The 15321-nt window shown below is 40.7% G+C and carries 16 protein-coding genes; 13 read left to right on the top strand and 3 right to left on the bottom strand.

The window, feature by feature from the left end; genetic code table 11:
• Positions 1-2: 2 nt before the first annotated feature.
• From cyoB to ACU696_RS05695, 5 genes are all read left to right on the top strand, one after another.
• Complete coding sequence (cyoB, locus tag ACU696_RS05715; RefSeq protein ID WP_004914540.1) at positions 3-1994, top strand: cytochrome o ubiquinol oxidase subunit I; 1992 nt, start codon at positions 3-5, stop codon at positions 1992-1994.
• A complete protein-coding gene (locus tag ACU696_RS05710; protein ID WP_109911890.1) occupies positions 1984-2598 on the top strand; it encodes a cytochrome o ubiquinol oxidase subunit III in 615 nt (204 codons plus the stop codon). The genes cyoB and ACU696_RS05710 overlap by 11 nt, the downstream gene beginning before the upstream one ends.
• Positions 2599-2931 (top strand): cytochrome o ubiquinol oxidase subunit IV, encoded by a 333-nt coding sequence (locus ACU696_RS05705; RefSeq protein WP_004905459.1) that lies wholly within the window; start codon positions 2599-2601, stop codon positions 2929-2931. It begins immediately after the preceding gene.
• Positions 2932-2943: 12 nt separating this feature from the next.
• Positions 2944-3831 carry a heme o synthase gene (cyoE, locus tag ACU696_RS05700; RefSeq protein ID WP_004914545.1) on the top strand — a complete coding sequence of 296 codons (888 nt, stop codon included), beginning with the start codon at positions 2944-2946 and terminating at the stop codon, positions 3829-3831.
• Positions 3832-4143: 312 nt separating this feature from the next.
• On the top strand, positions 4144-5505 hold the full coding sequence (locus ACU696_RS05695; RefSeq protein ID WP_117162855.1) for an MFS transporter: 1362 nt from the start codon (positions 4144-4146) through the stop codon (positions 5503-5505).
• A 46-nt stretch (positions 5506-5551) separates the two neighbouring features.
• Here the strand turns inward: ACU696_RS05695 and ACU696_RS05690 are convergent, their stop codons facing one another.
• A complete protein-coding gene (locus ACU696_RS05690; protein ID WP_109911888.1) occupies positions 5552-6043 on the bottom strand; it encodes a YajQ family cyclic di-GMP-binding protein in 492 nt (163 codons plus the stop codon).
• A 187-nt stretch (positions 6044-6230) separates the two neighbouring features.
• Between ACU696_RS05690 and panE the strand changes: the two genes are divergently transcribed.
• The 4 genes from panE to ACU696_RS05670 all read left to right on the top strand — a co-directional run bounded on the left by panE (position 6231) and on the right by ACU696_RS05670 (position 8622).
• Positions 6231-7142, top strand: coding sequence for a 2-dehydropantoate 2-reductase (gene panE, locus ACU696_RS05685; protein WP_209102245.1), 912 nt, complete (start codon positions 6231-6233; stop codon positions 7140-7142).
• Positions 7105-7698, top strand: coding sequence for a protein deglycase YajL (yajL, locus tag ACU696_RS05680; protein ID WP_209102247.1), 594 nt, complete (start codon positions 7105-7107; stop codon positions 7696-7698). Before panE ends, yajL begins: the two co-directional genes overlap by 38 nt.
• 267 nt (positions 7699-7965) lie before the next feature.
• A complete protein-coding gene (locus ACU696_RS05675; RefSeq protein ID WP_004905468.1) occupies positions 7966-8109 on the top strand; it encodes a Hok/Gef family protein in 144 nt (47 codons plus the stop codon).
• 369 nt (positions 8110-8478) lie between these two features.
• Positions 8479-8622, top strand: a complete 144-nt coding sequence (locus ACU696_RS05670) for a Hok/Gef family protein (RefSeq protein WP_004914564.1) — start codon at positions 8479-8481, stop codon at positions 8620-8622.
• 69 nt (positions 8623-8691) lie between these two features.
• Here the strand turns inward: ACU696_RS05670 and thiI are convergent, their stop codons facing one another.
• Positions 8692-10143: a tRNA uracil 4-sulfurtransferase ThiI gene (gene thiI / locus ACU696_RS05665; RefSeq protein WP_004914568.1), complete on the bottom strand. Its 1452-nt coding sequence runs from the start codon at positions 10141-10143 to the stop codon at positions 8692-8694.
• Positions 10144-10363: 220 nt separating this feature from the next.
• Between thiI and xseB the strand changes: the two genes are divergently transcribed.
• The 4 genes from xseB to caiF all read left to right on the top strand — a co-directional run bounded on the left by xseB (position 10364) and on the right by caiF (position 14639).
• Positions 10364-10615, top strand: coding sequence for an exodeoxyribonuclease VII small subunit (gene xseB / locus ACU696_RS05660; RefSeq protein ID WP_004914571.1), 252 nt, complete (start codon positions 10364-10366; stop codon positions 10613-10615).
• A 3-nt stretch (positions 10616-10618) separates the two neighbouring features.
• Entirely contained in the window at positions 10619-11536 is a 918-nt protein-coding gene (ispA, locus tag ACU696_RS05655) for a (2E,6E)-farnesyl diphosphate synthase (RefSeq protein ID WP_004914574.1), read from the top strand.
• 249 nt (positions 11537-11785) lie between these two features.
• The gene (gene dxs / locus ACU696_RS05650) at positions 11786-13651 is read left to right on the top strand and encodes a 1-deoxy-D-xylulose-5-phosphate synthase (protein WP_209102250.1); all 1866 of its coding nucleotides are present in this window, start codon (positions 11786-11788) and stop codon (positions 13649-13651) included.
• A 595-nt stretch (positions 13652-14246) separates the two neighbouring features.
• Positions 14247-14639, top strand: coding sequence for a carnitine metabolism transcriptional regulator CaiF (caiF, locus tag ACU696_RS05645; RefSeq protein WP_004914580.1), 393 nt, complete (start codon positions 14247-14249; stop codon positions 14637-14639).
• 78 nt (positions 14640-14717) lie between these two features.
• Here the strand turns inward: caiF and caiE are convergent, their stop codons facing one another.
• Positions 14718-15311, bottom strand: a complete 594-nt coding sequence (gene caiE / locus ACU696_RS05640; protein WP_109911885.1) for a carnitine operon protein CaiE — start codon at positions 15309-15311, stop codon at positions 14718-14720.
• Positions 15312-15321: the final 10 nt, after the last annotated feature.

Raw genomic sequence — 15321 nt, 5'->3', positions numbered from 1 at the left:
GCATGTTCGGAAAATTAACACTAGATGCAGTTCCGCTCCATGAGCCGATTATCGTTGTTACACTGATTGCTATTGTCCTTGGTGGGCTTGGCTTAGTCGGTGTGATCTCCTACTTCGGTAAGTGGAAATGGCTGTGGAAAGAATGGTTAACCTCTGTTGACCATAAGAAAATTGGTGTCATGTACATCATTGTGGCGATGGTCATGTTATTCCGTGGCTTCGCTGATGCAATCATGATGCGTGGGCAGCAAGTTCTAGCTTCTGCTGGCCAAGAGGGTTTCTTAAATCCTCATCACTATGACCAAATCTTTACCGCGCACGGCGTTATCATGATTTTCTTCATGGCAACTCCATTCGTTGTTGGTCTGATGAACTTAGTTGTACCTCTGCAAATTGGTGCACGAGATGTGGCGTTCCCATTCCTTAACTCATTGAGCTTCTGGTTCTTTGTTGTTGGTGTTGTATTAATCAACATCTCTCTAGGGGTAGGTGAATTCGCACAGACTGGTTGGTTGGCTTATCCGCCGTTATCAGGCTTGGAGTACAACCCTGGGGTCGGGGTCGATTACTGGCTCTGGAGTCTCCAGATATCCGGGATTGGTACACTATTAACAGGGGTTAACTTCATCGCGACTATTATCCGTATGCGTACGCCGGGTATGTCGATGATGAAAATGCCTGTATTCAGCTGGGCTGCGTTATGTACTAACGTATTGATTGTTGCTGCTTTCCCTATCTTAACTGTTACATTAACGCTTCTGACGTTAGACCGTTATTTAGGCACCCATTTCTTCACTAATGATATGGGCGGCAACATGATGATGTACATCAACCTGATTTGGGCATGGGGTCACCCTGAGGTGTATATCCTTGTTCTGCCTGTGTTCGGTGTATTCTCTGAAGTTGCAGCAACCTTCTCGAAAAAACGTTTATTCGGTTATACCTCATTAGTTTGGGCGACAATCGTGATTACCGTTATGTCCTTCATCGTTTGGTTGCACCACTTCTTTACGATGGGTTCAGGAGCGAACGTTAACGCCTTCTTTGGTATCGCCACAATGATTATCGCAATCCCTACAGGGGTTAAGATTTTCAACTGGTTGTTTACCATGTACCAAGGTCGTATCGAATTTAAATCACCTATGCTGTGGACTATCGGTTTCATCATCACCTTCTCTGTCGGTGGTATGACGGGTGTTCTGCTTGCTGTTCCAGGTGCAAACTTCGTTCTGCATAACAGTTTATTCCTGATTGCTCACTTCCATAACGTTATTATTGGTGGTGTTGTATTCGGATGCTTCGCGGGTATGACTTACTGGTTCCCGAAAGCATATGGCTTCACGCTAAATGAGAAATGGGGTGTTCGTGCCTTCTGGTTCTGGATCATCGGTTTCTTCATGGCCTTTATGCCACTGTATATTCTTGGCTTTATGGGTATGACCCGTCGTTTAAGTCAGAATATTGACCCGACTTACCACACAATGCTAGTTGTTGCTGCGGGTGGTGCTGCGTTAATCGCAATCGGTATTGCATGCCAAGTTATCCAAATCATCGTGAGTATCCGTGACCGTCATGAAAACCGTGATTTAACCGGTGACCCATGGGGTGGACGTACACTTGAGTGGGCGACATCTTCTCCACCACCATTCTATAACTTTGCGATTGAACCTCACGTTCAAACTCGTGATGCGTGGTGGGATCTAAAAGAAAAAGGCCTTGCTCACAAGAAACCGGCTTCATATGAAGAAATTCATATGCCGAAAAATACAGGCGCTGGCGTTATTATCGCTGCATTTAGCTTGGTTTTAGGTTTCGCAATGATCTGGCACATCTGGTGGCTCGCAATCATTGGTTTCGGTGGAATGATCGTAACTTGGATTGCAAAAAGCTTCGACGAAGATGTTGATTACTACGTACCTGTGGCTGAAATCGAAGAAATCGAGAATAAGCACTTTGAAGAATTGCGTAAGGCAGGTGTGAACGATGTCAACTAATACAATGACTAACCAAAATATCGCCCATGCTGAGCATGGGCACCACGATACAGGTGGAACAAAAGTATTCGGTTTCTGGCTCTATATTATGAGCGACTTGATTCTGTTTGCTTGTTTATTTGCTACCTATGTTGTTTTGGCCGATGGAACTGCCGGCGGACCAGCTGGTAAAGATATCTTCAGTCTGAAGTTCGTATTAGGCGAAACCTTCTTACTGTTAGTGAGTAGTATTACTTACGGCTTCGCAATGATCGCGATGCATAAAGGTAAGATTGCTGCCGTTAACTTATGGCTGTTTGCAACGTTCCTGTTAGGCCTTGGCTTCGTGATCATGGAAGTCTATGAGTTCCATGAACTGATCGCAGAAGGCTTTGGCCCTGACCGTAGCGGTTTCTTATCTGGCTTCTTTGCACTTGTTGCAACACACGGTCTACACGTAACAGCAGGTCTGATTTGGATTATCATTATGATGATTCAAGTGACTCGCCGTGGCTTAACTGATGTCAATAAAACACGTTTAAACTGCCTAAGTTTGTTCTGGCACTTCTTAGACGTTGTTTGGATTTGTGTATTTACCGTTGTTTATCTTCTGGGGGCTATTTAAATGAGTCATGCAAAAGATGCTCACACTGGAGCAAGCCACGGTAGCGTTAAAACATACCTAATTGGCTTTATTCTATCAGTTATCCTGACAGTGATTCCTTTCTGGATGGTGATGGAAGGTACAGCGTCAACCTCAGCAATCCTTTGGACTGTAGTAGGTATGGCTGTTGTGCAAATTCTAGTTCATTTGGTTTGTTTTTTACATATGAATACATCATCAGATGAGCGCTGGAATTTAGTTGCCTTCCTGTTCACGATGCTAATTGTTGGTATCGTGGTCATCGGCTCGCTGTGGATTATGTACAACCTGAACATCAATATGATGCTCGACTAAAGAGTTGCCGATATGTTTAAGCAATACCTGCAAGTGACCAAACCAGGAATTATATTCGGAAACTTGATTTCTGTGATCGGTGGTTTTTTATTGGCTTCAAAAGGGTCAATTGATTACCCACTGTTCGTTGCGACTTTGCTGGGTGTATCACTGGTCGTGGCTTCTGGTTGTGTTTTTAACAACTACATCGACCGTGATATCGACCGTATCATGGAGAGAACGAAGAATCGCCCTTTAGTTAAAGGGTTGATTGATCCGAAAGTTAGCCTGATTTACGCTGCTGCATTGGGTATTGCTGGTATGGTGCTGCTACTTGTAGCAGCCAATGCGCTGGCAATGCTGCTTGCAGTTATCGGTTTCATTGTTTATGTAGGTGTTTATAGCCTATATATGAAACGTAAATCCGTTTATGGCACGCTGATTGGCAGCCTTTCAGGCGCAGCACCACCGGTTATCGGTTACTGCGCTGTTACAAATGAATTCGATATGGGTGCTCTTATCCTGTTATTGATATTCAGTTTGTGGCAGATGCCTCATTCTTATGCCATTGCTATCTTCCGTTTTAAGGATTACAAAGCCGCAAACATTCCTGTGTTACCGGTTATTAAAGGAATTTCCGTCGCGAAGACGCACATTTTCCTGTATATTCTAGCGTTTATGGTCGCAACATTAATGTTAGCTATCAGCGGATACGCGGGCTATAAGTACCTCATCGTAGGTGCAGCAGTCAGCTTATGGTGGCTAGGTATGGCAATTTCGGGTTTCAAAACCGAAAATGACGACCGAGTCTGGGCAAGAAAACTATTCATCTTCTCAATCGTAGCAATTACTTCATTGAGTGTAATGATGTCAGTTGATCCTATAGTCTCAAGCGATACTGTTATAGCTCTCGTCAGATAACTTATCTGTTTACTGATGATAACAATGTCTAAACGGCGGGCCTTCCCCGCCGTTTTTATTTGTCTCTAACTGCTTTTACAACTCACTTTTACTTATTCTGCCTATCCTTATGAATCTATTTTATGGTTAAATAGCCGCTTGCCATTGATAAGCTAGATATTAAATGCACTATTAAAATTCTAATAGATTGATACTAAAAATATAACACCACAACGTACTGCATATTTGTTCAAGTTGTTGTATTTACTAATATGTGACCTAAGTAGCAGAGAGAAGCCAACACCGCTACAGCACGAAATATGAAGAATAAAAATGAATGATAACAAAATGACATCCGCAGAGCTTAGATCCACTTGGGGATTAGGCTCTGTTTTCTCCTTGCGAATGCTTGGAATGTTTATGGTATTACCTATTTTGACCAGCTATGGGATGCATTTACAGGGAGCTAACGAGTTCTTAGTAGGTGTCGCTATTGGTATCTACGGTCTTAGCCAAGCTATTTTCCAAATCCCTTTTGGTTTGATGTCAGACAAAATCGGAAGAAAGCCTTTAATTATTATTGGGTTAGTCATTTTTATTATCGGAAGTATCGTTGCAGCATTAAGCGATTCTATTTGGGGAATTATTATTGGGCGTGCTTTACAAGGCGCCGGAGCAATTTCTGCTGCTGTTATGGCGCTACTCTCTGACCTAACTCGAGAGCAAAATCGGACTAAAGCCATGGCATTTTTGGGTATTAGTTTCGGTTTAACTTTTGCCATTGCCCTAGTTCTTGGCCCAATACTCACCAACGTGGTGGGGTTAAGTGGCCTATTTTGGGGAATTGCACTACTTGCAGCTGGTGCTATTGCAGTGACTGTTTTTATTGTTCCTAGTACCAATACTCATGTTCTAAACCGTGAGTCTGCATTTGTGCAAAGTAATTTAAAAACGGTTTTAATGCACCCTCAGCTACTCAAATTAAATATAGGTATCCTCAGCTTACATACCCTACTGATGTCCAGTTTTGTGGCTCTACCTCTTATTATGACTGATTCTGGTTTTTTAGCGAAAGACCATTGGAAAGCCTATTTAGTCACGATGTTAATCGCCTTTGTTACCGTACTTCCTTTCATAATTTATGCGGAAAAATACCGCAAAATGAAGCAGGTCTTCTTATTTTGTATTGTCGTTTTGGCATTGGCTGAAATTACCTTATGGTTTTCTGGTAATCACTTATGGGTGATTTTCTTAGGTATCCAACTATTTTTTATTGCTTTCAATATTATGGAAGCCATTTTACCGTCACTCATAAGCAAAGAGGCACCTGCTGGCTATAAAGGAACTGCCATGGGCGTATACTCCACCAGCCAGTTTTTAGGTGTTGCCATTGGCGGTATTGTCGGTGGGTGGTTGTACAGCTTTGAAGGTGCTAATACGGTTTTTATTGGCGGACTAATATTAACCATTATCTGGTTTATCATTAGCTTAACTATGCAGCAACCTCCGTATGTCAGCAGTATTCGTATTGAATTACCCAATCATATTGGAGATACAAGGGCTCTTGAGAAGAAATTACAAGCCCAGAAAGGGGTGATGGAAGCACTCGTCGTTGACGAAGAATATAGTGCTTATGTTAAAGTTGATAGAAAAATCATCAATCGAGAACAACTTGAAGCATTAATAAATCAGTAAAAATTAGCCCGCTAGCGCGGGCTTTAAACGAATACTTGAAAAATAACTAGTCGCGGAAGTTATTAAACTGAAAAGGTTGGCCTAAGTTCCCGCCACGTACTAATGCCATAACCGATTGTAAATCATCACGGGCTTTGCCTGTCACACGCACTTGATCACCTTGAACTTGTGCTTGGACTTTCAATTTACTGTCTTTAATCAATTTAACGATTTTTTTGGCAATTGCAGCATCAATACCTTGTTTGAACGTAACTTCAACGCTATAGGTTTTTCCACTATGAATGATATCTTCAGGCACATTCAATACCGCACCATCAATACCACGTTTTGCCATTTTTTCTCTTAAAATATCAACTAACTGAAGTACCTGGAAATCCGATTCACTAGTGATTTTAACTGATTCATTTTTGTCATTGAGCTCAAAACTGGCTTCAACATTTTTAAAATCCCAACGGCTGGTTAACTCACGCTGCGCATTCTCCACAGCATTACGTACTTCATTCATTTCCACTTCAGATACAATGTCAAATGATGGCATAGCTAGAACCTCACTGATAATTTTTAGATTGTGCGCATGATAACGTTTTTACTCACATTACTTCAAGTTATCGGAGCCTATGATATTTCGTTAACTACAACTTCGTATGGTAAAAGGTTATACTGGTGATAAATCACTTCCGCCTTACCTTATAAGACGTTAAAGTCCCATATTCAAAGGGGAAACAATGAAAATAACTCTAATTGGTTGTGGTGCGATAGGTAAACTGTGGCTTGCTTCACTTGCAATACAAGGGCATGACATACAAGGTTGGCTACGTGTTGCACAGTCTGATTTATTCGTCGATGTTAATGAACCTGATGGACGTACTTTCCGAGAACTGATTCCTTCTAATAATATTAACCACTTACAAACCAGTGAATTAATCATTGTCTGTTTAAAAGCATGGCAAGTTTCTGATGCTTTATTACCTTTGATTAATGCTATCCCAGAAAATACGCCTATTTTATTACTGCATAATGGCATGGGAACGGTTGAAGAGCTGACGCCTTTACGCCATCCTATCTTAGCGGGCGTCACAACCCATGCGGCTTGGCAAGAAAATAACCAAGTATTTCATGTCGCAAATGGGATCACACATATTGGCGCTATCAATTCCCAAGCACAAGCATACTACCCAATAGCAGATATCTTGCATGAAGCCTTACCTGATGTGGCTTGGCATAATAATATTTTAACCACTTGCTGGCGTAAATTGATTGTAAACTGTGTCATTAACCCACTAACAGTAGAACATGACTGTAAAAATGGTGAATTAATCCAACATTCTGCACAAATATCTCGGATCATTGATGAAATATGTCATGTTATGGCGGCAGAAGGGCTGCATACGGATAAAGCAGAGCTAACAGAGTATATTTACGGCATTATTAATAATACCGCTGATAACTATTCTTCTATGTTACAAGATATACGAAACAATCGCCGTACAGAGATTGATTACATCACTGGCTTTTTAATCAAACAAGCACGAGCTCATGGGATCAGTACACCTGAAAACGATCGCCTTTACCATTTAGTCAAAAATAGAGAACAACAATATGACGACATCCGTTCTAATCTGCATCGCTCATGGTAGTGAAGAAATTGAATTTACCATTACTGCTGATTTATTAGTTAGAGCAGGTATTGATGTGACTATAGCGAGCGTGACGGAAGATGGTTCTTTAACCATTACCGCTTCACGAGGGCTAAAAATTAGTGCCGATACCCCATTGATTAAAGTTGCTGATGAACCTTTTGATGCCATTGTACTGCCTGGTGGTATGACTGGAGCGGAAACATTTCGTGATAGCCCACTGGTTGTGGAAAAAGTTCGCCGAATGCATCTTGATGGTAAAATTGTGGCGGCTATTTGTGCGGCGCCAGCGCTTGTACTTGAATATCACCAATTGTTTCCGCTAGGTAATATGACTGGTTTTCCATCAATGAAAGATAAAATTCCAGCCCATAAATGGGTCGATCGCCGAGTCTACTTTGATGAACGCGTTAATTTATTAACAAGTCAAGGGCCCGCAACGTCCTTTGATTTTGCCTTAAAATTGATTGAGTTATTGGTCGGGCGCGAAATTGCAGGCCAAGTTGCAGCCCAATTAGTTTTACCTAATGGTATTAATGATTATTTAGAGGATTAACGGAAAAATCCGCTATTAACAACTAATGATTAAAATCATTTAATCATTTGAATAATAAAGGATTAAAATAAAAACCCTCAACAAAAAACCTTTGTTTATCACCATTTTTTGCTATGATTGTCGCGGGTGCTTGGATCATTTTAGTTCAAGCATTTGTGAGAGCCAAAAAGACGAAAGCCCCGAATTTAGATGTTAATCTTAATCCGAGGCAGTTTCCAAATCTCAACAATTTGATTCTGTCTCCTTTTAGAAAAGGAGTCAAGAGGAATGGCCAAAATTGCCCTTCTGGGGCTAGTTACCGTGTGCCTTACGGTGTTGTGTTTTTCGTTATTGATGCAAGAAAGGCTGTGCTCTTTCAGTATCAGTAGCGGAAACACACTGGTTCAAGCTACGTTATCTTGCGATAACTAGTCTTGTGGGGGAAACTTTCCCCCACATTTCTCTTTAGTGATGATTTGGTGGTACAAGCACCCTGTTATTCTTCTACACGCTTTTTCATTGCTATCTCAGCTAAATCAACAATCATATTAATACCAATGATTATCAAAATATCTTAATTACATGAATTTAAACAATTTATTATCGAGACTTAGCTGTAATTAGATTTGTTTATCGCCATTTTTTGCTATGATTGTCGCGGGTGCTTGGATCAGTTTGGTTCAAGCATTTGCCAGAGCCAAAAAGACGAAAGCCCCGAATTTAGATGTTAATCTTAATCCGAGGCAGTCTCCAACTCACACAACTGGATTCTGTCTCCTTTTAGAAAAGGAGTCAAGAGGAATGGCCAAAATTGCCCTTCTAGGGCTAGTTACCGTGTGTCTTACGGTGTTGTGTTTTTCGTTATTGATGCAAGAAAGGCTGTGCTCTTTCAGTATCAGTAGCGGAAGCACGCTGGTTCAAGCTACGTTATCTTGCGATAACTAGTCTTGTGGGGGAAATTCCCCCACATTTCTCTCTGATTGTGAATTGGTGATACAAGCACCCTGTTTTAAGCTATGGGCGATAAACCTTTATATTTTCATAACCTTGCTCTTTTAAGTATAGCGCTTGCAAGCGGCTCATTACCCCACGGTCACAATATAATAAATAGGTTTTATCTTTTGGTAAGTCACCAAATTGCGTGCTCAACTTATAGAATGGAATATGCTTAACCTCCATTCCATCGACATTCAGTGGCTTGTCTTCAAATTCATCAATTGAACGAATATCTAAAATCACTTCATTTTCAATTGAAAGCTCACTCACCATTTCAATTTCAGGAACTTTTTCAAGGCTTTCTTGTGCAATTTGTCGAATATCAATATTTTGCGCTTGCTCAACCACCGACTCTAAGATACCAAAATCAAAATTGGCCTCTTCTGCTTCAATACGCGCTTTCACCGCTTTAACGGTTGGGCTTTTTGAAATCACACCGCAATATTCGGGCATGGTTTTTGCGAAATCTTCAGTGCCAATTTGGCGAGCTAGTTTGATAATGTGTTCTTTATCATGGGAAATTAATGGCCTTAATATTAAGGTATCAGACGCATTATCAATCAAACGTAAGTTTGTTAGGGTTTGGCTGGAAACTTGCCCAAGTGCTTCACCCGTGACAATCGCCTGCACGCCATAACGCTCTGCAACTTTAGATGCAGCTCTTACCATCATACGTTTGAGCACAACCCCCATTTGGCCATCATCAACTTTTTCTAAAATTTCAGCGACAACAGGCTCAAAATTTACAGCAATAAAACGGACTTTATGGGAGCTACCAAAACGGTTCCACAGATAATGTGCGATTTGCTTCACACCAATTTCATGAGCTGCGCCGCCTAAATTAAAGAAACAGTAGTGAACACGACAACCACGGCGCATCAACATATAGCTAGACACACCTGAATCAAAACCACCAGAAATGAGTGATAACACATCTTCTTGAGTCCCAATAGGGAAACCACCGATACCTTCAATACGTGCTTTAACTAAAATAAGTTTATCATCTTCGATTTCTAAGTGAATCGTGGTATCAGGGTCTTTAAGCTTAACTTTTGCAGAGGCAATGTGTTGATTTAACCCACCACCGATATACCGTTCAGCGTCGATAGATGAAAATTCATGTTTACCACGACGTTTTACCCGCACACAGAATGTTTTATTTTCTAATGATTCACCATAGGCTTCGTGTGTCATTTCGTAAATATGATGTAGACTGGTAAACGGTTTTTCTTCCACTTCGAGAATATGGTGAATACCTGGAATGCGCCCTAGCATGTCACAAATTTCGTCGTGTTTTGTTTCTCCCTTCACACGCACTTCAATGTTATCCCAATTACGGACAACCGAAATCTCTTCGCCAAGCGGTTTAAGCACGTTACGGATATTACTGGTCAAAATTTTAATAAAACGTAGCCTAACAGTTTGGCTTTTAATGGTAATTTCTGGGAATAACTTAATGATAAACTTCATAATAGCTGCATGTTCATGGTGGTTGGGGGCAAACGAATGTGCCTTAACAGAGACACATGACACGTTACCAATTGTCAATAAAGAGGCGTATTATAACACTATCTTGCGGGTTGAATCTAAAAACCCTAATAATAAATTGTAACCGTAGCAAGACTGCGTTAGTCTGCTGAATATTTAAAATCCCTCGAATTAACTGATTTCACATTAGTGGCTAAAGACTATGGCTAAAGAAAAAACTCAGCAAGTTCCGACTGTTAGTTTTGAAAACTCGCTTCAAGAGCTAGAGCAGATCGTCGCTCGCCTAGAATCCGGTGAACTTCCCTTAGAAGATGCCCTTAATGAGTTTGAACGTGGTGTTCAAATTGCTAAACAAGGTCAAAAAGTATTACAGCAAGCAGAGCAACGTGTACAAATTTTGCTAAGCGATGACGAAAATAAACCTCTAGCCGATTTTTCACCTGATACAGAATAAATTATGTCTGAACAACATTTAGATAGCTTTACGCAGCAACAAAAGCAAGCCTACGACAGAGTCAATCAATATCTATTAGATGCCTTAAATGCGCTGCCGTTTGCAGACCTCCCACTTGCTCAAGCGATGCGCTATGGCACATTATTGGGTGGAAAGCGCTTACGCCCATTTTTAACTTATGCCGTCGGTTCTATGTTTGGTGTTAGCCAAGAAAACCTTGACGCTCCAGCTGCTGCAGTCGAATGTATTCATGCTTATTCATTAATCCATGATGATTTACCTGCAATGGATGATGATGATTTGCGCCGTGGCCAACCGACTTGCCACATTAAGTATGGTGAAGGCAATGCAGTGCTTGCTGGAGATGCATTACAAACATTGGCATTCCAATTACTGTCATCTGCACCAATGCCGGATGTGACAGACAAAGACCGCATAGCGATGATTGCAGAGTTATCATACGCAAGTGGCTTAGCGGGAATGTGCGGCGGGCAAGCTCTTGATTTAGATGCAGAAGGAAAGCAAGTTGACCTTGAATCTCTTGAGCGCATTCATCAACATAAAACAGGGGCATTAATTCGTGCAGCAATCCGTCTTGGTGCTTTTGCTGCAGGTGAAAAAGGTCAAAAATTACTGCCTGTTTTAGACAAATATGCACAATCCATCGGTCTTGCCTTTCAAGTACAGGACGATATCCTTGATGTTATCGGTGATAGCGAAGTCACAGGTAAACGCCAAGGAACGGATGCCGAACATGAAAAAAGTACCTATCCATCGCTATTAGGGCTTGAAGTTGCTCAGAAAAAAGCACGTGAGCTATATCATGATGCGGTAGACGCTTTAGAGACTCTCCAGTCCCATGGATATAATATAGAAATGTTAAGCGCTTTAGCTAATTTCATTATTGAACGTAAAAGCTGACAATATGCTTTGCCTTTTGGCTACAAGAAGATCGATAATTACGGCAATTTATTACCCTAATGCATCTTCGAATCATTCCTATAACCAAAAAAATAGATGGATTACTTCTTAATCACTCGAGTTATAGGCAGACGATAAACGAAGGCAACCCAACAGCAGATAGAAGCTTTATGCTGCTAAATACTGAGAATAGTCATTTTACTGTGGCTAAGTAAGTTGGGTTTTTTATTAATTATAAGTGAGCAACTAATGAGTATTGATATCGCTAAATATCCCACGCTAGCCTTGGCAGAGACACCAGATGAGCTTCGTCTGTTGCCTAAAGAAAGTTTGCCTAAGCTTTGTGATGAACTCAGACAATTCTTGCTGAGTAGCGTGGGTCGCTCTAGCGGTCACTTTGCTTCTGGCCTCGGTGCTGTTGAACTCACCGTCGCATTACATTATGTCTATAAAACTCCATTTGATAATCTTGTTTGGGATGTCGGCCACCAAGCCTACCCACATAAGATATTAACGGGTCGCCGTGACCGTATTGATACCATCCGTCAAAAAAATGGTCTACATCCCTTTCCATGGCGCGAAGAAAGTGAATATGACATTTTAAGCGTTGGCCATTCCTCAACATCCATTAGTGCCGGTTTAGGTATGGCCATTGCTGCAGAAAAAGAGCAACAAAACCGTAAAACAGTTTGTGTGATTGGTGATGGCGCCATCACCGCTGGAATGGCATTTGAAGCAATGAATCATGCAGGGGATGCCGCACCTGACATGTTGGTTATCTTAAACGATAACGAAATGTCTATTTCAGAAAATGTTGGCGCACTAAACAATCACTTAGCTCACTTACTTTCTGGAAAGCTCTATACAACATTACGTGAAGGTGGGAAAAAAGTTTTTTCTAACATGCCACCTATCAAAGAATTATTGAAAAAGACAGAAGAACACATTAAAGGCATGGTCGTACCGGGGACCATGTTTGAAGAATTAGGTTTTAACTATATTGGCCCCGTTGACGGTCATGATGTTGTTGCCTTAGTTCAAACGTTAAAAAATATGCGTGACTTAAAAGGACCGCAGTTTTTACATATCATGACCAAGAAAGGTCGCGGTTATGAGCCGGCAGAAAAAGACCCAATTAGCTGGCATGCAGTTCCTAAATTTGACCCAAGTACATTCACTTTGCCCAAAAGCAAAGAGACCGGGCCGACATTCTCTAAAATTTTTGGTGATTGGCTGTGTGAAGAGGCTAAAGATGATGGCAAGTTGATGGCTATCACGCCAGCGATGCGTGAAGGCTCTGGTATGGTTCGGTTTTCTAAAGAATTCCCTGATCAATACTTCGATGTCGCGATTGCCGAGCAACATGCAGTCACCTTTGCCGCTGGCCTTGCTATTGGTGGCTATAAGCCTATCGTTGCTATCTATTCGACTTTCTTGCAACGTGGTTACGACCAAGTCATTCATGATGTGGCTATCCAAAAGGTGCCTGTCATGTTTGCGATCGACCGAGCCGGTATTGTGGGGGCTGATGGGCAAACTCACCAAGGTTCTTTTGATATTTCATTCCTGCGCTGTATACCAATCATGGTTATTATGGCTCCAAGTGATGAAAATGAGTGCCGCCAAATGCTACATACTGGCTACCATTATCAAGATGGTCCATGTGCGGTGCGTTACCCTCGAGGCACAGGAACAGGCGCTGAGTTACAGCCGCTATCACCGCTGCCTATTGGTAAGGGTATTGTTCGCCGCAAAGGTGAAAAAGTCGCTATCTTATGCTTTGGTACCTTATTAAGCCACGCATTGGTCGCTGCTGAGCAACTTAATGCAACTGTTGTTGATATGCGCTTTGTGAAGCCTTTAGACGAAGCGCTTATCCTTGAAATGGCCAATACTCATGATGTACTTGTCACTCTCGAAGAGAATGCCATCATGGGTGGAGCAGGTAGCGGTGTGAATGAATTCTTAATGCATGAGAAAAAAATCATTCCAACCTTAAACCTTGGCTTACCTGACTATTTTATTTCTCAAGGTACCCAAGAAGAACTTATTGCTGAACTGGGCTTAGATTCCACAGGTATTGTTAATTCTATTAATAACTACTTAGCCAAATAATTTTTATCTCTAGGAGGGCATTGCATCAACACGCAATGCCCTATTCAATCACAAAGCCAATCACTCTTATTCTCTTTCTTAATATATTAGAAAATTATTTAACTCTTTGTAATTGCTTACTCGCTAATATTCAATTAAAAAAATCACCCATGTCACATTTTTATTATATTTCAAGATCATTATAATCAAATATAAAACCAAATATAATCAGTTTATCTACAACGATATTCAGTTATTTACCTAGAATCTGAATATAAACAAAACTTTTGTCTTGAATGTAAATTTTCACAATAAAGGCATGCAAATCATTTTGAAATCCATTAATATGAAGTTTGTCACTGTATGACGGCGTAATTTAGGCTCTGAATTATATTCGACACCTATCATTATGAAATATAAGTTTTTATATTAAAATAATGATAATTAACATTAAAAACGAATATATTATTTTAACAATTTTAACCAGAAGTTAATAATTAATTATTTTGTTTTCTTAATTAACAAACCAGGAAACAAATAAACGCTATTCCAACTACAATTTGCATATAGTTTCTTTTTATTTAGCCAATTTTAATAAATAGATTTGGGAGCGCTTATGTGTGGACAATATATTAATGAACCCTTGTATTTATCTATCGCAAACTGGGTAATGAAACAAGGCCATTGGACTACAGCTAGAGAAATATCTAATCACTTTGATATTCCGCATCCTAATGCTGTCAATATTGTTTCTTATATTTTATCTGATGTTGCTGAAATTCAGTGTGAAGTAAAAATGATCCCAAATAAATTATCGGGACGAGGCTGCCAATGTCAGCGGCTTATTAAAGTTAAGAAAATTGATAACCAGCTTTATGCTCGTTTAAGAAGCCATCAAACTGAAAAAGTCACTATCGATTCCCCAATGAAAGCGGCCTCTATGCCACCAAGTGAATTAAATCGAGAGCAAAAATGGCAATGGATGCTATCAAAAGCACAACGTCGTTAAACTTATTTTTCAGTTTTATACCAATAAAAAACGCAGACTTCACCATCTGCGTTTTTTATTTTACGGCCTTTTAGTGAATCACTGGCCCTTAGGTTTTACATCTGTTGTACCAAATAATTTGGGTCGATTAACTTCAAGCTCTGTCAGCGGTTGGGTTTCCTGTAATTGTTGATGATATCGGCCTGCTAAGTCTTGATATTCTTTCGTATTTAACCGTTTCCAATGCAGTTCTTCATCAGTCACTGAGCGTAAAAAGCGCGCAGGACTTCCGACCAACATCTGACGATTTTCGCCTTGAAAACCGGCCTTAACAAAACTCATCGCAGCAACAATACTTTCCTCACCAATCACTGCGCCATCCATAACGACACTGTTCATTCCGACCAAAGCATCACGGCCAATAATGCATCCATGTAAAATAGCTCCGTGGCCTATATGCCCACATTCATGGACAATGGTTTCGACATCACTATAGCCATGCATAATGCAGCAGTCCTGAATATTTGCCCCTTTTTCTATGATCAAGCGGCCATAATCCCCACGTAAAGAGGCATTCGGCCCAACGAAAACCCCTTCACCAATAATCACATCACCAATCACTACCGCTGATGGGTGAACATATGCAGTAGGATGAACAACCGGGATAACACCTTCAAAAGCGTAAAAACTCAAAATTCACCTC

The sequence above is a fragment of the Providencia sp. PROV_01 genome, assembly GCF_053098325.1.
The sequence above is the reverse complement of the archived record's forward strand: the minus strand, read 5'-3'. Positions and strand labels throughout refer to the sequence as shown.